Consider the following 22,692-nt stretch of genomic DNA (forward strand, 5'->3'; position numbering starts at 1 on the left):
TGGGCGTACTGAGCTCCCCAACTTTAGGCGTCAGCCCGCGTCGCTGCTGGGTTCGCGATGCTGCGCAGCGGCCGGGAGGACTCGAAGGAGGGGGAGCTCCGGCAGGGGTAGAGGCGCCCCGTGTTTCGGAGAATGCCCCGTCCCAGAGCAGGGGGTTTTCTCCGAAACACGGGGCACAAGGCGCCCTCAGCCGCGGGCCACGAGGGCGGCGGCGAGGCCGGCGTCGACGGGGCCGTCGACGAACCAGACCCGGAAGGTCCGCTCGAGGGACTCGCCGGCGCCCAGCTCGACCGCCCGCTCCCACGCGAGCGCCGAGCCGATGCCCGGGTAGCCGGCGAGCCGCACGAACCACGGGTCCTCGGGAGCCTCGGGCGCCGCCGCGATGACGACGCCGGCCTCCGAGCCGACCGTCTTGGCGCCAACCGTCTCCGCACCGCCGAAGCGCGCGCTCCACGCGATCCACGGGGCGGCAGAGCCGTGGACGGCGGCCTCGCCCTCGGCGTCCGGGGTCAGGACGCGCGCGTCCGTGCACGCCGCGAGCCGCAGGAAGAAGCCGCCGTACCCGCCGCTGACGTTCCCATTCGAGCCGGGCCCGCCGAGGCTCACCGGGCGCTCGGCAGTGAGCCGCGTGTGCAGCGTGAGGAGCCACGCCCGCGCGTCGGCACCGCCCACGCCGGGGGCACCGCCGTCGTCGTTCGCGGCCGCGGTCCCAGCCGGCACCAGCTCCGCGCGCGAGGTGCGCTCCTCGCGCAGGAGGACGCCGCCGTCGTGCGCCTCCCAGCGCAGGCGCTGCTCGAGGAGGCCCGGCTCCCGGGCGGCGCGCTCGGTGACGATGCGGCCGTGGTCCGGGCGCCACACGTAGCGGCCGGCCTCGCGCGTGTAGGTGCGCCCGCCCCACAGGTTGGTTCCGGAGACGTCCTGGAGGGCGAGGCCGAGCCCGAGGTGCCAGACGTGGTCCAGCGGCAGGTGGTCCGTCACGGCGGTCCCGGCGAGGGTGCGCACCGGGTGCAGGTAGGGCCGCGGCGAGAGGGTCGGGGCGACGGCGGCGCCGTCGCGGAGCTCGGCGACGGGGCGCCCGTCCGGGAGGGCCAGGACCGCGGCCGGCGCGGCGGGTGCGGCCCACGGCAGGCCGAGCTCGGCGAAGGTCGCCTGCGCCCTGACGGCGCGCTCGAGGTCCGCCTCGATGCCGCGCACGATCGGCCGGGCCTGCTGGCCCTCGCCGACCCAGTCCACGCTCGCGGCGGGGATCTGCCGCGGGGCGGGCGCCGTGCGCACGGCCTCGAGGACGCGCATGAACGCCCCGGCATCCTCGAGCGAGCTCAGCAGCTCGGCCTCGCCGCGCAGGTGCTCGAGCAGGTTCTCGGTCAGGTCGGTGCGGCCGAGGAGCTCCTCGCGCTCGCCGTCCGCGGTCCGCACGACGAGCCGGTCCTGGGTGTAGAAGAACTGGGCCTCGCCCTCGGTGCCGTAGACGGTCACCCACGGCTCGGCGGACTCGGTCGCGCACAGCGTCAGGGCGCACGTGACCGGGATGCCGGCGGCGGTGACGAGGCGCACGACGGACGTGTCGTCGGCGTCGATCGCGTGGGCGTGGTAGAGGTCGACGTCGATGCGCGCGACGTCCTCCTCGCGGAGCGCCCCAGCGATGCGCAGGGCGGTTGCGACGGCGTGGGCGAGCGGGTTGGTCACGACGCCGTCGACGACCTCGACCCCGTCCAGGACGCGCTTGCCGGCCCAGCGAGACCGAGAGTAGTAGGCGAGGTCGCGGGTCCACACGCCGATCGCGCCGACGGCCCGGAGCGACCCGATCTCGCCCGAGGCCAGCAGGGCCTCGATCGCCGCGAGGGCGTGCGAGCCCAGGCTCTGGAAGCCGACCTGGACGGCGGCGCCGCGGGACTGGGCGTGCTCGAGCAGGCGCCGGTAGGCCGTGAGCGACGGCACGGGCGGCTTCTCGAGGTAGAGCTGCGCGCCGGTGTCGAGCGCGGCGGCGGCGAGGGGGCCGTGGGTCTGGATCGGCGTCGCGACGATCGCGACATCCGGGGCGGGCCGGTCCGCGAGCAGCTCCTCGAGCGAGGCGTACGACGGCGTGCCCTCCGGAACGCTGCCGGCCTCCGGAGGGCGGGGGTCGGCGACGGCGTCGAGCACGACGGCGCCCGCCTCGGCCAGGCGCGAGAGGTTGCGCAGGTGGTGGAGGCCGAAGCCGTGGGCGCCGACGAGGGCGATGCGGGCCGGGGACTGGGCGGCGGCCAGGGTCTCCGCTGGAGCTTCCGTGGGCTGTGCAGCGGGGTGGGCCGTGGGGGAGGAGGGGCTGCTCATCGTGCTCCTTTGCGACGCTGTCCGCGGGGGAGGCGCGGGAGTTTGGAAAGCGTTTTCCATCAAGTGTGGCACGTGCGGGGGCGGGCGTCCAGAGCGCCTGATGCCCCTGCGATGCGGGGTCACCTCCCTGCGATGCGGGGTCACCTCCCTGCGACGCGGGGTCAGCGTGACACGTGCTGGCCTCCCCCGCTTCTCCTTGTTGGGGCAGGCAAGGAGGCGCGCTCCAGGCAAGGAGAAGCGGATCAGGCAAGGAGAAGCGGGCGAGACAGGGAGGTGTGGGCGAGGGCATGCGATCGAGGCGAGAACCTGGGTGAGGTGGCCGCCGAATCCGACAAGGATCCCACGGCAAGTTGTCCGCGCGGAGTGCACGGCTTGCTCCCCGGAAACAACGGAAGGAGGGCGGGATCTGTACCAAAAATGGCAGAAAGGCGTCGAGATGCGTACCTGAATCGGTGATGAGTTGAACGTTTCAAAACCGTCCGCCCCGGGACGTTGACCCGACGCTCGGGCTGGCCTATGCTGCTAGCAGAGCCTTCTTGAATCGATTCATTTCGCCTGGCCGCAGGGCCCGTCCCGACAATCAGGAGCAGCATGGCCGTGACCGCCCCCCAGCGGAAGAGGGTCTGCTTCCAGCAGTGGATCCAGCCCGAGCGCATCGAAGAGTACAAGCGCCGTCACGCCGCCGTGTGGCCCGAGATGCTCGAGGCGCTCGAGGCCGCCGGCTGGCACAACTACTCGCTCTTCCTCCGGCCCGACGGCCTGCTCATCGGCTACGTCGAGACCGACAGCCTCGAGGCCGCGACCGCCCGGATGGCCGCCTACGAGGTCAACGCCCGCTGGCAGGCCGAGATGGCGGACCTCTTCGAGGGCATCGACACGCCCCCGGACGAGGCCTTCGTCCCCCTCGGGGAGGTCTTCAACCTCGAGTCCCAGCTCGCCGCCGCCCGCGCCGCGCGCGCCCACCACGCGCCGTCGGCCGCCGGCACCACCACGCAGACCGCAGGAGAACCCGCATGAGCACCACCGTCACCGTCCCGGCAGCCCTCGACGGGCTCGCGATCGAGGTCCCGTCCTGGGCCTACGGCAACTCGGGCACGCGCTTCAAGGTCTTCGGCACGCCGGGCACCCCGCGCACCGTCGAGGAGAAGATCCAGGACGCCGCCAAGGTCCACGAGCTCACGGGCCTCGCCCCCTCCGTCGCCCTGCACATCCCGTGGGACAAGGTCGAGGACTACGGCCGGCTGCGCTCGTACGCGGAGGGCCTCGGCGTCAAGCTCGGCACGATCAACTCGAACACCTTCCAGGACGACGTCTACAAGTTCGGCTCGCTCACCTCGTCCGACGACGACGTGCGCCGCCGCGCGATCGAGCACCACCTCGAGTGCATCGACATCATGGACGCCACCGGCTCGCGCGATCTCAAGGTCTGGCTCGCGGACGGCACCAACTACCCCGGCCAGGACGACATCCGCTCCCGCCAGGACCGCCTTGCGGACTCGCTGCAGGAGATCTACACGCGCCTCGGCGAGGACCAGCGCATCGTGCTCGAGTACAAGTTCTTCGAGCCGGCGTTCTACCACACGGACGTCCCGGACTGGGGTACCTCCTACGCCCAGACGCTCGCCCTCGGCGAGAAGGCCTTCGTGTGCCTCGACACGGGCCACCACGCCCCGGGCACCAACATCGAGTTCATCGTCGCCCAGCTCCTGCGCCTCGGGAAGCTCGGCTCGTTCGACTTCAACTCGCGCTTCTACGCCGACGACGACCTCATCGTGGGCTCCGCGGACCCGTTCCAGCTCTTCCGCATCATGGTCGAGGTGGTCCGCGGCGGCGGCCTCGGGCCGGACTCGGGCGTGGCCCTCATGCTCGACCAGTGCCACAACCTCGAGGAGAAGATCCCGGGCCAGATCCGCTCGGTGCTCAACGTCCAGGAGATGACCCTGCGCGCGCTCCTGCTCGACCGCGCCGCGCTCGAGGACGCCCAGCGGAACCGCGACGTGCTCGGCGCGCAGGCCGTCTTCATGGACGCCTTCTACACCGACGTCCGCCCGGCTCTGGCCGCGTGGCGCGAGGAGCGCGGCCTCCCCGCAGACCCGATGGCCGCCTACGCCGCCTCCGGCTACCAGAAGCTCATCAACGACACCCGAGTCGGCGGCACCCAGGCCGGCTGGGGCGCCTGAGAGGAACCCGATATGACGAAGAACCAGCAGAACCCGCAGAATCCTGCTATCGCCCAGCTCATCGCCCGCTCCAACCGCCTCGGCGCGGACAAGCGCACCACCAACTACGCCGGCGGCAACACCTCCGCCAAGGGCACCGAGACCGACCCGGTCACCGGCGAGCCCGTCGAGCTCCTGTGGGTCAAGGGCTCCGGCGGCGACCTCGGCACCCTGACCGAGAAGAACCTCGCCGTCCTGCGCCTCGACCGCCTCCGTGCGCTCAAGGATGTCTACCCGGGCGTCGAGCGCGAGGACGAGATGGTCGCCGCGTTCGACTACTGCCTGCACGGCAAGGGCGGCGCCGCGCCGTCGATCGACACCGCCATGCACGGCCTCGTCGACGCCGCGCACGTGGACCACCTGCACCCGGACGCCGGGATCGCGATCGCCACGGCCGCCGACGGCGAGGCCCTCACCGAGAAGATCTTCGGCGGCAGGGTCGTGTGGGTCCCGTGGCGCCGCCCGGGCTTCCAGCTCGGCCTCGACATCGCGGCGATCAAGGCCGCCAACCCCGAGGCGATCGGCACGATCCTCGGCGGGCACGGCATCACCGCGTGGGGCGCGACGAGCGAGGAGGCCGAGGCCAACTCGCTCTGGATCATCGCCGAGGCCGAGAAGCACATCGCGGAGAACGGCCGCCCCGAGCCCTTCGGCCCCGCCCTGCCGGGCTACGCCGCCCTCCCCGAGGCCGAGCGCCGCGCCAAGGCCGCCGCGCTCGCCCCCGTGATCCGCGGCCTCGCCTCCACGGACCGGGCGCAGGTGGGCCACTTCGACGACGACGAGCGCGTCCTGGAGTTCCTCGCCTCCGCCGAGCACCCCCGCCTCGCGGCCCTCGGAACGTCCTGCCCGGACCACTTCCTCCGCACCAAGGTCGCCCCGCTCGTCCTCGACCTGCCCGCAGACGCGGGCATCGAGGAGAGCATTGCCCGGCTCGGGGAGCTGCACGCGGCCTACCGCGGGGAGTACGCGGCCTACTACGAGCGCCACGCCGCCGAGGACTCCCCAGCCATGCGCGGCGCCGACCCGGCCATCGTCCTGGTCCCGGGCGTCGGCATGTTCTCCTACGGAAGGGACAAGCAGACCGCCCGCGTCGCCGGCGAGTTCTACCTCAACGCGATCAACGTCATGCGCGGCGCCGAGGCCATCTCCACCTACGCCCCGATCGAGGAGAGCGAGAAGTTCCGGATCGAGTACTGGTCCCTCGAGGAGGCCAAGCTCGCCCGCATGCCCCAGCCCACGTCCCACGCGACCCGCATCGCGTTCGTGACCGGCGCGGCCTCGGGCATCGGCAAGGCCATCGCCGCCCGCCTCGCCGCCGAGGGCGCGTGCGTCGTCATCGCCGACCTCGACCTCGAGAAGGCCCAGGCGGCCGCGGCGGAGCTCGGGAACACCGACGTCGCCGTCGGCGTCCGCGCGGACGTGACCGACGCCGCCCAGGTCGCCGCCGCCGTCGACGCCGCGGTCCTCACCTTCGGCGGCCTCGACCTCATCGTCAACAACGCCGGCCTGTCCATCTCCAAGCCGCTCCTCGAGACGACCGAGAAGGACTGGGACCTCCAGCACGACGTCATGGCCAAGGGCTCGTTTCTCGTCTCCCAGGCCGCCGCGCGGGTCCTCGTCGCGCAGCGCATGGGCGGGGACATCCTCTACATCTCCTCGAAGAACTCCGTCTTCGCGGGCCCGAACAACATCGCCTACTCCGCAGTCAAGGCCGATCAAGCCCACCAGGTGCGCCTCCTCGCGGCCGAGCTCGGCGAGCACGGCGTGCGCGTCAACGGCATCAACCCCGACGGCGTCGTCCGCGGCTCGGGCATCTTCGCCGGCGGCTGGGGCGCCAAGCGCGCCGCAGTCTACGGCGTCGAGGAGGAGAAGCTCGGCGAGTTCTACGCCCAGCGCACGCTCCTCAAGCGCGAGGTCCTGCCCGAGCACGTCGCCAACGCGGCCGCCGTCCTGACCTCCGCCGAGCTCTCCCACACCACGGGCCTGCACGTGCCCGTCGACGCCGGCGTCGCCGCCGCCTTCCTCCGATGAGGTGCTTCGTCGCGGTCGACGTCGGCGCCTCCTCGGGCCGCGTCATCCTCGCCACGGTGGGGGAGGCGCCCGGGGAAGAGGCGCACGACGGCCGCCCCCGGGTCGCGCTCGAGGTGGTCCATCGCTTCCCGAACGGGGTGATCGACGACGGCGTGACGGCCGACGGCGCGCGGGTGCTGCGCTGGGACGTGGCCGGGATCTTCACCGAGGTCCAGGCCGGGCTCGCGAAGGCCCAGACGGCCGCGGCCGCGCGCGGGCTGAGGATCGAGAGCATCGGGATCGACACGTGGGCCGTGGACTACGGGCTCGTCGACGCGGCCGGCCGGCTGCGGATCCCCGTCTACGCCTACCGCGACCGGCGCACCGAGGCCACCGTGCCGCTGGTGCACGGGAAGGTCGCGCCCGAGCGGCTCTACGCCATCAGCGGGCTCCAGTTCCTGCCCTTCACGACCCTCTACCAGCTCGCCGCCGAGTCCGAGCTCGAGGGCCTGCAGGCCCTGCTCATCCCAGACCTGCTCGCGTTCTGGCTCACCGGAACCCGGCGCACGGAGGAGACGAACGCGTCCACGACAGGGCTCCTCGACGCGAGCACGGGCACGTGGTCCCGCGAGCTGTTCGCCGCGCTCGGCCTCCCGCACGGGCTGTTCGGCGAGCTCATCGCCCCCGGCGAGGCGTACGGGACGCTCCTGCCGGAGGTGGCCGCGCGGACCGGCCTGCCCGCGGACACGCCGGTGGTGGCGGTCGGCTCGCACGATACGGCCTCGGCCGTGGCGGCCGTGCCCGCCGCCCCGGCGGAGGATCGGCCGGGGGAGGACGTCGCGTACATCTCCTCGGGCACGTGGTCCCTCGTGGGCGTCGAGCTTCCCGCGCCGGTCCTGACCGAGGCGAGCCGCGAGGCGAACTTCACGAACGAGCGCGGCGTGGACGGCACGATCCGCTACCTGCGCAACGTGGGCGGACTGTGGCTCCTCTCCGAGTCCCAGCGCCACTGGGCCGCGGAGGGCCGCGGGCTCACGCTCGCGGGCCTGCTCGAGGCCGCCGCCGCGCTGCCCGCTGGTGGGCCCCAGGTCGACGCCGACTCGGACGAGTTCCTCGCCCCCGGGGATATGCCCGCGCGCATCATCGCCGCCGCCCGTCGTTCTGCCTCCGGCGGTGACACACTCGCGGACGAGCCCGCCGCCGTCGTCCGCTGCATCCTCGACAGCCTCGCCGCGGCCTACGCGCGCACGCTCGCCGCGGCCGCGGAGCTCTCGGGCCGGCGACCGCGCGCCGTGCACGTCGTCGGCGGGGGATCGCAGAACGAGCTCCTGTGCCGGCTCACCGCCGCCGCGACGGGCCTGCCCGTCCTGGCCGGGCCGGTCGAGGCGACGGCTCTCGGGAACGTGCTCGTCCAGGCCCGCGCGGCCGGGGCGCTCGACGGCGGGCTGGCCGCCCTGCGCTCGGCGGTGCGCTCGAGCGTCGGGCTGCGGGAGTACGCGCCCGCGGGGGTGTAGCCCGGGCTAGTGCGCCTCGCCGATCCGGCGGGGACTCACCCGCTGGTGCGCCATGCCGTCTCTGCCGGCGAGGTTCTCCGTCGAGTGGTGGTAGCGCGTGCCGGCCACGTCTACCCAGGCGTGCGGCGAATGCTCGCTGGCCACAACCCACAGCCCCTTGCCGTCCGCGGCAAGGGCCCGTGCTCTCTGACGCTACTCCTCGGAGCGCGCGGCCAGAAGGCCTGCCGCGACGGCGCGACAGGCCGCGGGCGGACTCAGGCGAGGCGCGCCACAGTGCGCCGCGTGGGCCGGGCCGGCTCGCTGCCCGCGAAGAGCTCGGGGGAGGCGGCCTGGATGCGCTCGATGTCGTCGAAGACCGCGCGCAGGTGCGTCCGGAGCGCGTCGATCGCGCCCGAGGTCTCCTGCGCCTCGATGCCGTCGACGACGGCGGTGTGCTGCTCGAGCAGGACGGCGAGCGGGCGCGTCCCGGACAGGCTCAGGCGGCGGGCCCGGTCGAGGTGCGCCTTGGCGGAGTTCACGGCCGCCCACGCCGAGACGTGGCCGCCGAGCCGGAGGAGCTCGCGGTGGAACTCCTCGTCGAGCTCGAAGAACCGCTCGGCGTCGCTCGCGTCGACGGCCTCGCGCTGACGGGCGAGGTTGCCGCGCAGGGCGGCAAGCTCGTCGGGGCCGCGCCCGGTCGTGTCCGCGAGCGAGGCACACTCGATCGCCTCGCGGACGAACTGGGCCTGCGAGACCCGCGCGATGTCCACGAGCGAGACGAAGGACCCCACCTGCGGGTAGACCTCGATGAGCCCCTCCTCGCGCAGGAGGATGAGGCTCTCGCGCACCGGCGTCCTGCTCACGCCGAGCTCCTTGGCCAGGTCGTTCTCGGAGAGGGGCTGGCCGGGCGGGAGCTCGAGCGAGATGATGCGCCGGCGCAGGGTGTCGAGCACGCTGTCCCGGGTCGAGGAGCGCGACGACCGCTGCTCGGCTGGTGTTCGCATGCAACGAGTCTAACCTGTTGACACACTAGAATGGTAGTGCTTGTATGGTAGTCGTCAGCGCCCTCAGGGGCCAGATGTCCGTTCCCAGACCCCGCACCCAGACTCATCGCCTGCAAAGGAGCACCTGATGACCAAAAGCATCGCGCCGCCCACTGTGGCAGAGCGCAGGAGTACCCGCGAGCTTGCGAAGGTCGCAGCCTCGGGCTGGCTGGGCACCGCCATGGAGTTCATGGATTTCCAGCTCTACTCGCTCGCCGCTGCCATCGTCTTCAACAAGATCTTCTTCCCCGACGTCAGCCCGGTGATCGGCCTCATCGCCGCTATGGCCACCTACGGGGTGGGATACGTGGCCCGCCTCGCCGGCGGCATCTACTTCGGCCGCATGGGCGACCGGCTGGGCCGGAAGAAGGTGCTGGTCATCACGATCGCGCTCATGGGCCTGTCGACCACGCTCATCGGCGTGCTGCCGACCTACGCGATGATCGGCATCTGGGCGCCGATCCTCCTGGTCGCCCTCCGTCTGGCCCAGGGCTTCGGCGCCGGCGCCGAGATCGCCGGTGCCACGGTGATGCTCGCCGAGTTCGCCCCAGTGCGGCGCCGCGGCCTGATCGCCTCCCTCGTGTGCCTCGGCACGAACTCCGGCACGCTCGCCGCCTCAGCCCTCTGGGCGATCCTCGTGGCCGTGCTCTCCGAGGAACAGCTCCTGAGCTGGGGTTGGCGCATTCCGTTCCTCGGCAGCCTCCTCATCCTCGTCTTCGCCCTGTGGATCCGCCGCTCGCTCAAGGAGAGCCCCGTCTTCGAGCAGCGCGAGGACGTCGTCGACGGCGTTGCCCTCTCCCGCAAGGAGGCCGTCGCCGCCCATGAGGGAACCCTCGAGAAGGCGCTCCACCAGCGCAAGGGCAAGGCCTTCCTCATCGCGCTCGCCCTGCGCTTCGGCCAGGCCGGCAACTCCGGGCTCGTGCAGACGTTCCTCGTCGGCTACCTCGCGACCGTGCTGCTCATGGACAAGACTGTCGGAACGACGGCCATCATGTATGGCTCCATCATCGGCTTCGCCACGATCCCGCTCGTCGGCATCCTCGGCGACCGGTACGGGCGCCGTCCCCTCTACCTCGCCCTCACCGCGGCGACTGCCGTGTTCGCGATCCCGATGATCCTGATGATCACGAGCGGCAATACCGTCCTCGCCACCGTCGCGATGATCGTCGGCCTGAACCTCGGCGTGCTGAGCCTGTTCTCGATGGAGAGCGTCACGATGGCCGAGTTCTTCGGCGCCCGCACGCGCTTCACGCAGCTCGCGCTCGCCAAGGAGATCGGCGGCATCCTCGCCACGGCCATCGGCCCGCTCCTCGCCGCGACCCTCACCGCCGTCACGAGCCACTGGTGGCCGCTGGCCGCGATGCTCATCGGCTACTCGCTCATAACCCTCGTCGCCGCCTTGGTCGGCCCCGAGGTCCGCGGGCGCGACCTCGTCCGCCTCGAGGACGCCGTATGAGGGCCGTCGTCGTCCACGGCCCCCGCGACCTGCGCGTCGAGGAGCGGCCGGACCCCGTGCCCGGACCGGGCGAGGTGGCCATCGCGGTCGAGTGGGGCGGAATCTGCGGCTCGGACCTCGCCTATTTCAAGCACGGCGCCTCCGGCACTGCCAAGCTCACGTCCCCGCTGGTCCTGGGCCACGAGATCGCTGGCCGTATCGCGCGGGTCGGCACGGGAGTGAGCGGTATCGAGGTCGGCCAGCCCGTCACCGTGCACCCGGCCCAGCTCGTGGGTGATGGCGTCATGGATCCCCGCCTCGAAGGCCGCACCAACCTCTACCCCCGGGTGCGCTACTTCGGCTCGGCGGCCTTCGACCCGCACACCGACGGCGGCTTTGCCGGGGTCACGCTTGCCCGGGCCGAGCAGCTGCGCGCCCTCCCGGAGTCCGTGGACACGCTCCGCGGGGCGCTCGCCGAGCCGCTCGCCGTCGCGATGCACGCGGTTCGGCGGGCCGGCTCGCTTGCCGGGAAGGACATCCTCGTCAACGGCGCAGGCCCGATCGGCGCCCTCGTCATCGCCGCGGCGCGGCACGCGGGGGCCCAAAGCATCACTGCCGCGGACATCAGCGACGCCTCGCTGGCCCGCGCGAAGGCCATGGGCGCCGACGCGACCGTCAACGTCTCGGCGGCGGCCCTACCCGACGACGTCGAGGTGGTCTTCGAAGCCACCGGCCTCCCCGCAGTCCTCGGCGCAGTGTTGCGAGCGACGGCCCGCGGCGGAACCCTCCTCCAGGTGGGCAACCTGCCCGGGACACCTGCGCCGTCGGTCCTGGGCGACCTCGTGACTCGCGAGATCACGTGGATCGGCTCTTACCGCTTCATTGACGAGATCAGCGACGCCGTGCGGGTCATGGCCGAGGGGCTCGACGTTGGCCCCGTCATCAGCCACCGCTTCGAGGCCGAGGACGCCCTGGCCGCCATGGAACTCGCCGCCGACCCGGCCGCGGAATCGGGCAAGGTCATGCTCCACTTCGGCGGCCCGCACAGCCCCGCCCCTGACACCGCAGCCAGCGCCTGAACCAGCAGAAGGACCACCGTGAAGATCACCGATGCACGCGTCGTCGTGTCATCCCCCGGCAGGAACTACGTCACCCTCGTCATCGAGACTGAGGACGGGCTGACCGGCGTCGGGGACGCGACCCTCAACGGCCGCGAGCTCGCCGTCGCCGCGTATCTCAGCGAGCACCTGTGCCCCATGCTCATCGGCCGCGATGCGCGCCGCATCGAGGACACGTGGCAGTACTTCTACAAGGGCGCCTACTGGCGCCGCGGCCCGGTGGCCATGACCGCGATCGCCGCGATCGACGTTGCCCTCTGGGACATCAAGGGCAAGGCCGCGGGCATGCCCGTGTACGAGCTCCTCGGCGGGGCGGCCCGCGACGGCGTCATGGTCTACGGCCACGCGAGCGGCAGCACGCTCGAGGCGCTCAGCGCGGACTTCCAGGCCCATCTGGACCTCGGCTACAAGGCGATCCGCGCCCAGGCGGCCGTGCCCGGCCTCGACAAGACCTACGGGATCGCCCCGGCGGACAATATCTACGAGCCTGCGAGCGGCAACGTCCCGCAGGAGGACCGCTGGGAGACCTCGGCCTATCTCGACTTCGCGCCGGCCATGATGCGGCACCTCCGCGACGAGTTCGGCTACGGCGTGCACCTCCTGCACGACGTCCACCACCGGCTCACGCCGATCGAGGCCGGTCGGCTCGGCGCGGCGCTCGAGCCGTACCGCCCGTTCTGGATGGAGGACCCGACGCCGGCCGAGGACCAGTCCGCGTTCCGGCTCCTCCGCAGCCACACGACGACGCCGGTGGCCGTGGGCGAGGTATTCAACTCGATCTGGGACTGCCAGCAGCTCATCACCGAGCGCCTGATCGACTACATCCGCACGTCGGTCTCGCACGCGGGCGGCATCACGCACCTGCGCCGGATCTTCTCCCTCGCGGACCTGTACGGGGTCCGCTCGGGCTCGCACGGGGCCGGGGACCTGTCCCCGGTCTCGCTCGCCGCGGCGCTGCACGTGGACCTGTCCATCCCGAACTTCGGGATCCAGGAGTACATGGGCCACCGCGAGCCGGCGTCAAAGGTGTTCCGCACCTCGTACACCTTCGCCGACGGCTACATGCACCCGGGCGACGCCCCGGGACTCGGCGTCGAGTTCGACGAGGAGGCGGCCGCCGCCTACCCGTTCGACCCGAAGTACCTGCCGATCAACCGCCGGCTCGACGGGTCGGTGCACGACTGGTGAGCGCGAGAGAAGCCGCCGCCGGCGGCACCCAGCCGTTCGACGTCGTCGTGCTCGGCGAAGTCCTCCTCGAGATCGCGACCGACGTGCCCGCCGCCCAGGGTACCCCGGCGACGCTCGGCGTCTCCGGCGACGCGCTCAACGTCGCGGCCGCCTCGGCCGCGGCGGGCGCCCGGGTGGGCCTCGTGGCGGTCCTGACCGACGACGAGCTCGGCCGCTCGATCGCCACCCGGGTCGCGGAGCTCGGCGTCTCGACCGAGCTGCTGCGCTTCCGCCGCGGCCAGCAGGGCATGTACCTCCTGCACTGCGACCCGAGCGGCCAGCGTGAGTTCTCCTACGCCCGGGCCGGCAGCGTCGGCTCGACCCTCGGCCCCGCGGACCTCGACCGGGACGTGCTCGCCGCGGCCGGAGCCGTCGTGGCCAGCGGCATCACGTGCGCCATCTCGGCGACGGCCCGCGCGGCGGTGCTCGAGGCCGCCCGCCTCGCGCGGCGGTTCGTCTACGACCCGAACCACCGGCCCCGGCTCGCGTCCGCCGAGGCCGCCGCGGCCGACCTGCGCGAGATCGCCCCGCGCGCCTTCCTCGTCACTCCGTCCTCGCCGGGGGAGACCGCCGCGCTGCTCGGAGCCGGCACGCCTACCGAGGCGGCCGCCGTCCTGCGCGGCTGGGGCGCGCGGAACGTCGCCGTCACGTGCGGCGCCGAGGGCGTGCACGTGGAGGGGGAGAGCCTGGGAAGCGCGCACGACGGCGGGGCCTGGGTCGAGGCGGTCCCCGCGCCGGCCGTCGTGGACCAGACGGGGGCCGGGGACGCGTTCCTCGGGACCGTCACGGCCCGCCTCGTGCTCGGCGACGGCCTGCTCGACGCGGTCCGGCTCGGCGCGGCGGCGGCCTCGCTCGTCGTCGGGGGCAGGGGCGGCACGTCCTCGCTGCCGAGCCTCGAGGCGACCCGTGCACACGCGGGCGCGGCCGGCACTCACTTGGGGAAGGGGTCCGCGGCATGGAGCGCCTGAGCTACGCGTCGCTCGCGCGCACCTCCGGCCCGCAGCCGCGGTTCGGGCCCGGCGAGGTCACGCCGGGGATCGTGCATCTGGGCGTCGGGAGCTTCCACCGCGCCCACACCGCGGTCTTCACCGAGGACGCGATGGCGGCCACGGGCGAGCACGCGTGGGGGACCGTCGGGGTCACCCAGCGCTCGGACGCCGTCGTGCGCCAACTCGCCCCGCAGGACTGCCTCTTCACCCTCTCCGAGCGCGGCGACGGCGCGGCCCCGCTGCGCGTCGTCTCGGGCATCACCGGGATGCTCGCGGGGCGGGCCGAGCCGGGTGCCGTCGTGGCCAGGATCGCCGACCCCGGCATCCACGTCGTGACGCTGACGGTCACCGAGAAGGGCTACCGGATCGACCCGCTCACCGGCGGGCTCGGCCTCGACGACCCCGAGGTCCGGGCCGACCTCGCGGGCGCCCCGCCGGTCACGGCGATCGGGCAGCTCGCCCGCGGCCTCGAGGCGCGGCACCGCGCCTCGGACGCCCCGCTCACCGTGGTCCCGTGCGACAACCTCCCGGGCAACGGCGCGCTCACCCGGCGCCTCGTGCGGGCGTTCGTCGAGGCCCTGCCCGCCGGCGCCGCCCCCGGCCTGGCCGACTGGATCGCCTCCTCGGTGGCGTTCCCGAGCACCATGGTGGACCGCATGGCGCCGGCCACGACGCCCGCGGACCTGGACGCCGTCGAACGGGCGCTCGGGCTGCGCGACGAGGCCGCCGTCGTCGCCGAGCCCTTCCGCCAGTGGGTCATCGAGGACGCCTTCGCCGGCCCGCGCCCCGCGTGGGAGGCCGCGGGCGCCGTCCTGACCGACGACGTCGAGCCGTGGGAGACGGCGAAGCTGCGCATCCTCAACGCTGGCCACTCGCTCCTCGCGTACCTCGGCCTCGCCGCAGGCCACGCGACGATCGCCGAGGCCGTCCACGACGAAGCCTTCGAGGCCGCGTGCCAGGGCCTCATCGGGGAGGAGGTGCTGCCGACGGCGGTCCTCCCCGACGGGCTCGATGGCGAGGACTACGCACGCTCCGTCGTCGCCCGCTTCGCCAACCCGGCCCTCGGGCACACGACGGCGAAGGTCGGCAGCGACGGATCGCAAAAGCTCGGGCTGAGGATCCTGCCGACCGCCGCCGCCTGCCTCGCCGTGGGCCGCGAGCCGCGCTGGGCCGCGCTCGCCGTCGCGGCCTGGATGCACCACGTGGCCACGGCGTCGGCCGCCGGCGGCGCCCTGGCCGACCCCCTCGCCGGGACACTGGCCGCCGCCCTCCGCGACCGGCCCGCCCGCGCCTCGGCGGTCGACGCGCTGCTGGCCCTGCCGGAGGTCGTCGACCCGGCCCTCGCGGCCGACCCGCGCTTCGGCGGCCCCGTGCGGCACTGGTACGAGCTCCTCGACGCCCACGGCGCGACGGGCCTGAGAAGGGAGATCCTCCATGGCTGACGCCCCTGTTCCCGCGGACGCTGCCGACATCCTTGGCGTCTCGCCCGTCATCCCGGTCGTGACCCTCGACGACCCGAACGACGCCGTCCCCGTCGCCAGGGCTCTCGTCGACGGGGGAGTGCCCATCATCGAGCTCACGCTCCGCACCGAGACGGCGCTTTCCTCGCTCGAGCGCATCGCGGCCGAGGTCCCCGACATCGTCCTCGGAGCCGGAACGGTCCTCACGCCCCGGCAGGCGAAGGCGGCCGCGGACGCGGGGGCGCAGTTCCTCGTCTCCCCGGGCGCGACCCCCGCGCTGCTCGACGGCGCCGCCGAGGCTGGCGTGCCGCTCCTGCCGGGCGTGGCCACCGTGAGCGAGGCGCTCCAGGCCCTCGAGCACGGCATCACCGCGCTCAAGTTCTTCCCGGCGGGCCCCGCGGGGGGGCCCGAGTACCTCGCCGCGCTCGCGGCCCCGCTCGCGGGGGTGACCTTCTGCCCGACCGGCGGGATCAGCGTGGCCACGGCCCCGGACTACCTCGCGCTGCCCAACGTTGCGTGCGTCGGCGGGAGCTGGCTCACCCCCCGGGACGCCGTGGCGGCACGGGAGTGGGGCCGCATCGCGGAGCTCGCCCGAAGGGCGGCGGCGCTCGGGGTCAGCGCCGGCTGACTCCCGGCCGCCGGGGTGGACCCGGCGGCCGGGGGTCGTGGCCCTACTTGGCGGCCGCGACCGGCTCCTTCTCCTCCGCCACGGGCCTCGAGTCTGCCGACGGCGACGTGCGCCTCCGGAACGTGAACCACTTGCCCACGCCGCCGGCGCCCGAGCGGTTCTTGTTGAAGATGTCGAACGCGACGGCGAGCAGGAGGACCATGCCCTTGATGAGCTGCTGGTAGTCCGTGCCGAGGCCCAGGATGGACATGCCGTTGTTGAGCACACCCATGATCAGGCCACCGATCATGGCCCCCGCGACGGTGCCGATGCCACCCTGGACGGCTGCGCCGCCGATGAAGGCCGCGGCGATGGCGTCGAGCTCGAAGCCCGTGCCGCCGGCGGGCTGGGCCGAGTTGAGGCGGGCGGTGAAGATCAGGCCGGCCAGCGCGGACAGGACGCCCATGTTGACGAAGAGCCGGAAGGTCACGCCCCTCGTCTTGACGCCGGAGAGCTCGGCCGCGTGCAGGTTGCCGCCGAGGGCGTAGATGTGGCGGCCGAAGACGCTGTTGGCCATCACCGCGCTGTAGCCCACGACCAGCACGGCGAGGACGACGAGGACGATCGGCGTGCCGCGGTAGCTCGCCAGCAGGAACGTCATGACGAGCATGAGCAGGGCGCTGAAGCCGATCTTGGTGAAGAACCAGGCGGGGGGCTCGTTCTCGAGGTTGAACTTCAGGCGGATGCGGCGCTGGCGGACCTCCTGGACGAGGAACGCCGCCGTCGCCCCGACCCCCAGGATCACCGTGAGCCACTCGAGGACCGAGGTGCCGCCGCTGATGTCCGGGAGGAAGCCGCCGCCGAGGGCCCGCAGCTCGTCGGGGAAGGGTGTGATCTGCTGGTTCTTCAGGGTGATGAGCGTCAGGCCGCGGAAGATCAGCATGCCGGCGAGGGTCACGATGAATGCCGGGATGCCGACGTAGGCGATCCAGTAGCCCTGCCACGCGCCCACGAGAGCCCCGACGAGGAGGCAGGCGGGGATGGCGACCCACCAGGACCAGCCCCAGTGGACGATCATGACGCCGGCCACGGCGCCGATGAACCCGGCGATGGACCCCACGGACAGGTCGATGTGGCCGGCGATGATCACCATGACCATGCCGATGGCCAGGATGAGGATGTAGCTGTTCTGCACCACCAGGTTGGTGACGTTCTGGGGCTGCAGCAGGATGCCGTCGGTGAGGCCCTGGAGGAGCAGGACGATCAGGATGAGGGCGACGAAGATGCCGACCTGCCGGAGCCGGTTGGCCAGGAAGCCCAGGGATTCTCGGAGGGCGGACATTGGCTATTCCTTCTCTTGGGTCATGTAGTGCATGAGGGTCTCCTGGGTGGCCTGCTCGATCGGGACCTCGCCCGTGACGCGGCCCGCGGCCAGGGTGTAGATGCGGTCGCAGATGCCGAGGAGCTCGGGCAGCTCGGAGGAGATGACGATGATCGCCTTCCCCTGCGCGGCGAGCGTGGCGATGATCGAGTAGATCTCGTACTTGGCCCCGACGTCGATGCCCCGCGTGGGCTCGTCCAGGATGAGCACCTCGGGGTCCGAGAACATCCACTTGCTGAGCACGACCTTCTGCTGGTTGCCGCCGGAGAGCTTCCCGACCACCGCGGCGACTGAGGGTGCCTTGATGTTCATGCTCTTGCGGTAGCCCTCGGCGACCAGCGTCTCCTGGTTCCTGTCGACCCACCCGCGCTTGACGAGCTTCCGCAGCCCCGCCATGGAGACGTTGCGCTGGATATCCTCGATGAGGTTCAGCCCGTAGTGCTTGCGGTCCTCGGTGGCGTACGCGAGTCCGTTCTCGATCGCGTGCGGGACCGTGGTGGTGTTGATCTCGCGGCCGTTCTTGAGGACCCGGCCGGAGGTGGCGTGGCCATAGGTGCGGCCGAAGACGCTCATCGCGAGCTCGGTGCGGCCGGCGCCCATGAGCCCGGCGAGGCCGACGACCTCGCCCTTGCGGACGGTGATGGTCGCGTTCTGGACCACCATGCGGGTCGAGTCCTGGGGATGCTGGACGGACCAGTCCTCGATCCGCAGCACCTCCTCGCCGATCTGGGGGTCGCGGTCCGGGTACAGGCTCTCGAGGTCGCGGCCTACCATCCCGCGGATGATGCGCTCCTGGGAGATCCCGTGCTCGAGGCGCAGGGTCTCGATGGTCTTCCCGTCGCGGATGATCGTGACCGCGTCCGCGACGCGCCGGATCTCGTTGAGCTTGTGGCTGATGATGATGCTCGTGACGCCCTGGCCCTTGAGGTGCAGGATCAGGTCCAGGAGGTGTCCCGAGTCCTCGTCGTTGAGGGCTGCGGTGGGCTCGTCGAGGATGAGCAGCTTCACCTGCTTCGAGAGGGCCTTGGCGATCTCCACGAGCTGCTGCTTGCCGACGGTGATGTGCTGGATCGGGGTGGCGGGGTTCTCGCTCAGGCCCACGCGGGCGAGCAGCTTGGACGCCTCGAGGTTGGTCTTCTGCCAGTCGACCCAGCCGCGGCTGGCCTGCTCGTTGCCGAGGTAGATGTTCTCGGCGATCGACAGGTAGGGGCTCAGCGCGAGCTCCTGGTGGATGATCACGATCCCGCGCTTCTCGCTGTCGGTGATGTTCGAGAAGTGGCAGGGTTCGCCCTCGAAGAGGATCTCGCCCTCGAAGCTGCTGTGCGGGTAGACCCCGGAGAGCACCTTCATGAGGGTGGACTTGCCGGCGCCGTTCTCGCCGCAGATGGCGTGGACTTCGCCGCGGTTGACGTCGAGGTTCACGTCCTGGAGCGCCTTGACGCCCGGGAAGGTCTTGGTGATGCCGCGCATCGACAGAATGGGTGTCTGCATCTGGTTCTCGCTGACTCCTGCGCTGCAGGGGTAGGGCGGGGGCGCCGGCCTGCCGAGGCCCCCGCCCGGGACGCTACTTGACGTCGGCTGCCGTGTAGTAGCCGGAGTCGATGAGCTCCTTCTGGTAGTTGTCCTTCGTGATGATCACGGACTTGAGCAGGTAGGCCGGGACGACCTTGACCTTGTTGTTGTAGGTCTCGGTGTCGTTGACCTCCGGCTCCTGGCCCTTCAGGACGGCGTCGACCATCTTCACGGCCTGGGAGCCGAGCTGGCGGGTGTCCTTGAAGATCGTCGAGTACTGCTCGCCGGCGATGATCGACTTCACCGAGCCCTTCTCCGCGTCCTGGCCGGTGACGACGGGGAGGCTGCCCTTGGCGTAGCCGCCCGTGCTGGTCAGGGCGGAGATGATGCCGATCGAGAGGCCGTCGTAGGGGGAGAGCACGCCGTGCAGCTTGGTGCCGGAGCTGTAGGCGGAGGTCAGGAGGTCCTCCATGCGCTTCTGGGCGACCGGGGCCTGCCAGCGCAAGATGGCCGCCTGCTCGAAGTTCGTCTGCCCGCTGGGGACCGTGAGGGCGCCGGAGTCCAGATAGGGCTTGAGCGTGTCCATGGCTCCGTTCCAGAAGAAGCCGGCGTTGTTGTCATCCGGGCTTCCGGCGAAGAGCTCGACGTTGAACGGGCCCTTGCCCGAGACCTGCTTGCCGCTCGCGTCAACGAGTCCGAGGCCCGTCAGGAGTGAGGTGGCCTGCTGCACGCCCACCTGGTAGTTGTCGAAGGTCGTGTAGTAGTCCACGTTCGGCGTGCCGTTGATGAGCCGGTCGTAGGCGACGACCTTGACGTTCTGCTCCTTGGCCTTGGCCAGCACATCGGTGAGGGTGGTGCCGTCGATGGCGGCGATGATGAGGGCCTTGGCGCCCTTGGTCAGCATGTTCTCGATCTGCGAGACCTGGGTCGGGATGTCGTCGTTGGCGAACTGAAGGTCCGTCTTGTAGCCGAGCTTCTTGAGCGACTCCTCGACGTTCTTGCCGTCCGCGATCCAGCGCTCGGAGGTCTGGGTCGGCATGGAGATGCCGACGAGCGAGGTGCTGGGATCCGCGGATCCGCCCCCTCCGCCGCCCGCGACGCTGCCGCGGCTGCCGCAGCCCGTGACGGCGAGCATGAGGGCCAGGACGACGGCGAGCGCGCCCCAGAGCTTCTTGAAATTCACGATGTGTCTCCTCCCGCGGATGTCGTGGTCCGCGAACTGGGTGCTGTGGGAAGCGCCTTTGCTGGCCCGACTCGCCGGGCTCCCGGGCGAAGGGGAGCGGGATTCACTCGTTTCGGCGCTACCGGCGATGAGAGCGTTCACAACGGCACCACGATAAGGGCGCCCCAGATGTGAGTCAAGCAACATGTGAACGTTCACCAGATGTCGCGTCCCGGCCTTGACGCGGGCTCCTGTGAGCGTTCACACTGATCGCGATTCCTTTCATCCCTTCCTCTCTCCGGCTTCCCAGCCGACCGACTGGAGAATCCCCATGAGCACACCACCGGCCGGGGCGACGCCGCCCCGCTACGTCATCGGCGTCGACTACGGCACCCTCTCGGGGCGCGCCGTCGTCGTCCGCGTCGAGGACGGGCGCGAGATGGGCAGCGCCGTCCACGAGTACGCCCACGCCGTTGTCACGGACCGCCTCCCCGGGGGAGGGGAGCGGCTGCCCGCCGACTGGGCCCTGCAGATCCCGGACGACTACCGCGAGGTCCTGCGCCGCGCCGTGCCTGAAGCTGTGAAGGCAGCGGGCATCGACCCGGCCGACGTCGTCGGGATCGGCACGGACTTCACGGCGTGCACCATGGTGCCGACGACGGCGGACGGCACGCCGCTGTGCGAGCTGGAGCAGTTCCGCGGACGGCCGCACGCGTACGTGAAGCTGTGGCGCCACCACGCCGCCCAGCCGCAGGCGGACCGGATCAACCGGCTGGCCGAGGAGCGCGGGGAGGCGTGGCTGCCGCGGTACGGCGGGCTCATCTCCTCCGAGTGGGAGTTCGCCAAGGGCCTTCAGCTGCTCGAGGAGGACCCCGAGGCCTACGCCGCGATGGAGCACTGGGTCGAGGCGGCCGACTGGATCGTCTGGCAGCTCACGGGCGAGTACGTCCGCAACGCCTGCACCGCCGGCTACAAGGGCATCTACCAGGACGGGACATACCCCGACGAGGACTTCCTCGCCGCCCTGAACCCGGGCTTCAAGGACTTCGTCTCGGCCAAGGTCGAGCACCGCATCGGCCAGCTCGGCGAGGCCGCGGGGACCCTGAGCGGGCAGGCCGCCGAGTGGACCGGCCTGCGCCCCGGAATCGCCGTCGCCGTCGGCAACGTCGACGCCCACGTGACACCGCCCGCCGCGAAGGCCGTCGCGCCGGGGCAGATGGTCGCGATCATGGGCACGTCCACGTGCCATGTCATGAACGGCGAGGAGCTGCGCGAGGTCCCGGGCATGTGCGGGGTGGTCGACGGCGGCATCCTCGCCGGGCGCTGGGGCTACGAGGCCGGGCAGAGCGGGGTGGGGGACATCTTCGGCTGGTTCGTGACGAACGGCGTCCCGGCGTCGTACGCCGAGGAGGCCGCCCGCCGCGGCGTGGGCGTGCACGAGCACCTGACGGGGCTCGCCTCCCAGCAGCGCATCGGCGAGCACGGGCTGCTGGCCCTGGACTGGCACAGCGGCAACCGCTCGGTGCTGGTGGACCACGAGCTCTCCGGGCTCATCGTCGGCCAGACCCTGGCCACGAAGCCCGAGGACATCTACCGGGCGCTGCTCGAGGCGACGGCCTTCGGGACCAGGACCATCATCGAGGCCTTCAACGCCTCGGGCGTGCCCGTGAAGGAGCTCATCATCGCCGGAGGCCTCGTGAAGAACCCGCTGCTCATGCAGATCTACGCAGACGTCACCGGGCTGCCGCTCTCCACCGTCGGCTCCGCCCAGGCCCCCGCGCTGGGCTCGGCCATCCACGCCGCGGTGGCCGCCGGGGCGTACGACGACGTCGAGGCGGCCTCCGCGGCGATGGGCGCCGACGCGGCCGCCGTGTACACCCCGATCCCCGAGAACGTGGCCGCGTACGAGGCGCTGTTCGCGGAGTACACCGCGCTGCACGACTACTTCGGCCGCAGCGGCAACGAGGTCATGCACCGGCTCAAGGCCATCCAGCGGCGGGCGCACTCCCTGAATCAATCTGCCATGACGGGGGCCCCCGCATGAGCGTCCTCCTGGACACCATCGCGCGCCTCCGCGAGGAGGTCTGCGCCCTGCACTCCGAGTTGACCCGCTACGGGCTCGTCGTCTGGACCGCCGGGAACGTCTCGGCCCGGGTGCCCGGGGAGGAGCTCATGGTCATCAAGCCCTCCGGCGTCTCCTACGACGACCTCACCCCGGAGTCCATGGTGGTTACCGACCTCCACGGAACCCCGGCGGACGGCGAGTGGGGCAACCCCGCCCTGGCACCGTCGTCGGACACCGCCGCCCACGCCTACGTCTACCGGCACCTGCCCGAGGTGGGCGGCGTCGTCCACACCCACTCGACCTACGCCACGGCGTGGGCGGCCCGCGGCGAGCCCATCCCGTGCGTGCTGACCATGATGGGCGACGAGTTCGGCGGCGAGATCCCCGTGGGCCCCTTCGCGCTCATCGGCGACGACTCGATCGGCCAGGGCATCGTCGCCACGCTCAGGGACTCGAACTCCCCGGCTGTGCTCATGCAGAACCACGGCCCGTTCACCATCGGCAAGGACGCGCGCTCCGCCGTGAAGGCCGCCGTCATGTGCGAGGAGGTCGCCCGCACGGTGCACATCTCCCGGCAGCTGGGGGAGCCCCGGCCCATCGACGAGCAGCTCATCGCCTCCCTCCACGCCCGCTACCAGAACGTCTACGGCCAGTAGGC

Annotated in this window: 18 protein-coding genes; 12 read left to right on the plus strand and 6 right to left on the minus strand. The window is 71.9% G+C overall.

All coding sequences use genetic code 11. From position 1 onward, the window contains the following. Positions 1 to 186: 186 nt before the first annotated feature. Complete coding sequence (locus BV907_RS07190) at positions 187 to 2,313, minus strand: DUF6807 family protein (protein WP_077489041.1); 2,127 nt, start codon at positions 2,311 to 2,313, stop codon at positions 187 to 189. A 591-nt stretch (positions 2,314 to 2,904) separates the two neighbouring features. On the opposite strand from BV907_RS07190, the gene BV907_RS07195 reads away from it, so the two are divergent. Genes BV907_RS07195 through BV907_RS07210 form a run of 4 tightly spaced genes read left to right on the plus strand, consistent with a single transcriptional unit; the run spans position 2,905 to position 8,056 of the window. Next, complete coding sequence (locus tag BV907_RS07195; RefSeq protein WP_077489042.1) at positions 2,905 to 3,330, plus strand: L-rhamnose mutarotase; 426 nt, start codon at positions 2,905 to 2,907, stop codon at positions 3,328 to 3,330. Next, entirely contained in the window at positions 3,327 to 4,493 is a 1,167-nt protein-coding gene (gene rhaI, locus BV907_RS07200) for an L-rhamnose isomerase (protein WP_077489043.1), read from the plus strand. The genes BV907_RS07195 and rhaI overlap by 4 nt, the downstream gene beginning before the upstream one ends. Before the next feature lie 12 nt (positions 4,494 to 4,505). Continuing rightward, positions 4,506 to 6,563: a bifunctional rhamnulose-1-phosphate aldolase/short-chain dehydrogenase gene (locus BV907_RS07205; protein ID WP_077489044.1), complete on the plus strand. Its 2,058-nt coding sequence runs from the start codon at positions 4,506 to 4,508 to the stop codon at positions 6,561 to 6,563. Continuing rightward, positions 6,560 to 8,056, plus strand: coding sequence for a rhamnulokinase (locus BV907_RS07210; protein ID WP_077489045.1), 1,497 nt, complete (start codon positions 6,560 to 6,562; stop codon positions 8,054 to 8,056). Before BV907_RS07205 ends, BV907_RS07210 begins: the two co-directional genes overlap by 4 nt. A gap of 6 nt (positions 8,057 to 8,062) precedes the next feature. Here BV907_RS07210 and BV907_RS18785 read toward each other — a convergent pair whose 3' ends face one another. Both BV907_RS18785 and BV907_RS07215 read right to left on the minus strand, forming a co-directional pair. Beyond that, positions 8,063 to 8,200 (minus strand): hypothetical protein, encoded by a 138-nt coding sequence (locus BV907_RS18785; RefSeq protein WP_175637401.1) that lies wholly within the window; start codon positions 8,198 to 8,200, stop codon positions 8,063 to 8,065. Between the two features lie 110 nt (positions 8,201 to 8,310). Further along, positions 8,311 to 9,039: a GntR family transcriptional regulator gene (locus BV907_RS07215; protein WP_077489046.1), complete on the minus strand. Its 729-nt coding sequence runs from the start codon at positions 9,037 to 9,039 to the stop codon at positions 8,311 to 8,313. Positions 9,040 to 9,166: 127 nt separating this feature from the next. On the opposite strand from BV907_RS07215, the gene BV907_RS07220 reads away from it, so the two are divergent. The 6 genes from BV907_RS07220 to eda are packed head-to-tail and all read left to right on the plus strand — an operon-like array spanning position 9,167 to position 15,935. After that, positions 9,167 to 10,534 carry an MFS transporter gene (locus BV907_RS07220; RefSeq protein ID WP_077489047.1) on the plus strand — a complete coding sequence of 456 codons (1,368 nt, stop codon included), beginning with the start codon at positions 9,167 to 9,169 and terminating at the stop codon, positions 10,532 to 10,534. Then, positions 10,531 to 11,592, plus strand: a complete 1,062-nt coding sequence (locus BV907_RS07225) for an L-idonate 5-dehydrogenase (RefSeq protein ID WP_077489048.1) — start codon at positions 10,531 to 10,533, stop codon at positions 11,590 to 11,592. The genes BV907_RS07220 and BV907_RS07225 overlap by 4 nt, the downstream gene beginning before the upstream one ends. An 18-nt stretch (positions 11,593 to 11,610) precedes the next feature. Further along, a complete protein-coding gene (gene manD, locus BV907_RS07230; protein WP_077489049.1) occupies positions 11,611 to 12,819 on the plus strand; it encodes a D-mannonate dehydratase ManD in 1,209 nt (402 codons plus the stop codon). Continuing rightward, a complete protein-coding gene (locus BV907_RS07235) occupies positions 12,816 to 13,826 on the plus strand; it encodes a PfkB family carbohydrate kinase (RefSeq protein ID WP_077489050.1) in 1,011 nt (336 codons plus the stop codon). Before manD ends, BV907_RS07235 begins: the two co-directional genes overlap by 4 nt. After that, the gene (locus tag BV907_RS07240) at positions 13,814 to 15,289 is read left to right on the plus strand and encodes a mannitol dehydrogenase family protein (protein WP_077489051.1); all 1,476 of its coding nucleotides are present in this window, start codon (positions 13,814 to 13,816) and stop codon (positions 15,287 to 15,289) included. The genes BV907_RS07235 and BV907_RS07240 overlap by 13 nt, the downstream gene beginning before the upstream one ends. Next, entirely contained in the window at positions 15,282 to 15,935 is a 654-nt protein-coding gene (gene eda / locus BV907_RS07245; RefSeq protein ID WP_077489052.1) for a bifunctional 4-hydroxy-2-oxoglutarate aldolase/2-dehydro-3-deoxy-phosphogluconate aldolase, read from the plus strand. The genes BV907_RS07240 and eda overlap by 8 nt, the downstream gene beginning before the upstream one ends. Before the next feature lie 43 nt (positions 15,936 to 15,978). Here eda and mmsB read toward each other — a convergent pair whose 3' ends face one another. The 3 genes from mmsB to chvE form a co-directional block, all read right to left on the minus strand. Next, positions 15,979 to 17,256 (minus strand): multiple monosaccharide ABC transporter permease, encoded by a 1,278-nt coding sequence (gene mmsB / locus BV907_RS07250; RefSeq protein WP_077489053.1) that lies wholly within the window; start codon positions 17,254 to 17,256, stop codon positions 15,979 to 15,981. A 3-nt stretch (positions 17,257 to 17,259) separates the two neighbouring features. Then, the gene (gene mmsA, locus BV907_RS07255; protein WP_077489054.1) at positions 17,260 to 18,786 is read right to left on the minus strand and encodes a multiple monosaccharide ABC transporter ATP-binding protein; all 1,527 of its coding nucleotides are present in this window, start codon (positions 18,784 to 18,786) and stop codon (positions 17,260 to 17,262) included. A gap of 73 nt (positions 18,787 to 18,859) precedes the next feature. Continuing rightward, positions 18,860 to 19,990 (minus strand): multiple monosaccharide ABC transporter substrate-binding protein, encoded by a 1,131-nt coding sequence (gene chvE / locus BV907_RS07260; RefSeq protein ID WP_425441613.1) that lies wholly within the window; start codon positions 19,988 to 19,990, stop codon positions 18,860 to 18,862. Between the two features lie 310 nt (positions 19,991 to 20,300). Here chvE and araB point away from each other — a divergent pair, with 310 nt between their 5' ends. Further along, positions 20,301 to 22,013, plus strand: a complete 1,713-nt coding sequence (araB, locus tag BV907_RS07265; RefSeq protein ID WP_077489055.1) for a ribulokinase — start codon at positions 20,301 to 20,303, stop codon at positions 22,011 to 22,013. Next, a complete protein-coding gene (locus tag BV907_RS07270; protein WP_077489056.1) occupies positions 22,010 to 22,690 on the plus strand; it encodes an L-ribulose-5-phosphate 4-epimerase in 681 nt (226 codons plus the stop codon). Before araB ends, BV907_RS07270 begins: the two co-directional genes overlap by 4 nt. The last annotated feature ends 2 nt before the right edge of the window (positions 22,691 to 22,692 follow it).

This window comes from Sinomonas mesophila (assembly GCF_001999765.1).
GTDB lineage: Bacteria > Actinomycetota > Actinomycetes > Actinomycetales > Micrococcaceae > Sinomonas > Sinomonas mesophila.

What these genes read in the sequence shown, in the direction of transcription:
- BV907_RS07190 (WP_077489041.1), bottom strand. Translation starts at nt 2,313, where the DNA reads ATGAGCAGCCCCTCCTCCCCCACGGCCCACCCCGCTGCACAGCCCACG.
- BV907_RS07195 (WP_077489042.1), top strand. Translation starts at nt 2,905, where the DNA reads ATGGCCGTGACCGCCCCCCAGCGGAAGAGGGTCTGCTTCCAGCAGTGG.
- rhaI (WP_077489043.1), top strand. Translation starts at nt 3,327, where the DNA reads ATGAGCACCACCGTCACCGTCCCGGCAGCCCTCGACGGGCTCGCGATC.
- BV907_RS07205 (WP_077489044.1), top strand. Translation starts at nt 4,506, where the DNA reads ATGACGAAGAACCAGCAGAACCCGCAGAATCCTGCTATCGCCCAGCTC.
- BV907_RS07210 (WP_077489045.1), top strand. Translation starts at nt 6,560, where the DNA reads ATGAGGTGCTTCGTCGCGGTCGACGTCGGCGCCTCCTCGGGCCGCGTC.
- BV907_RS07215 (WP_077489046.1), bottom strand. Translation starts at nt 9,039, where the DNA reads ATGCGAACACCAGCCGAGCAGCGGTCGTCGCGCTCCTCGACCCGGGAC.
- BV907_RS07220 (WP_077489047.1), top strand. Translation starts at nt 9,167, where the DNA reads ATGACCAAAAGCATCGCGCCGCCCACTGTGGCAGAGCGCAGGAGTACC.
- BV907_RS07225 (WP_077489048.1), top strand. Translation starts at nt 10,531, where the DNA reads ATGAGGGCCGTCGTCGTCCACGGCCCCCGCGACCTGCGCGTCGAGGAG.
- BV907_RS07240 (WP_077489051.1), top strand. Translation starts at nt 13,814, where the DNA reads ATGGAGCGCCTGAGCTACGCGTCGCTCGCGCGCACCTCCGGCCCGCAG.
- eda (WP_077489052.1), top strand. Translation starts at nt 15,282, where the DNA reads ATGGCTGACGCCCCTGTTCCCGCGGACGCTGCCGACATCCTTGGCGTC.
- mmsB (WP_077489053.1), bottom strand. Translation starts at nt 17,256, where the DNA reads ATGTCCGCCCTCCGAGAATCCCTGGGCTTCCTGGCCAACCGGCTCCGG.
- mmsA (WP_077489054.1), bottom strand. Translation starts at nt 18,786, where the DNA reads ATGCAGACACCCATTCTGTCGATGCGCGGCATCACCAAGACCTTCCCG.
- araB (WP_077489055.1), top strand. Translation starts at nt 20,301, where the DNA reads ATGAGCACACCACCGGCCGGGGCGACGCCGCCCCGCTACGTCATCGGC.
- BV907_RS07270 (WP_077489056.1), top strand. Translation starts at nt 22,010, where the DNA reads ATGAGCGTCCTCCTGGACACCATCGCGCGCCTCCGCGAGGAGGTCTGC.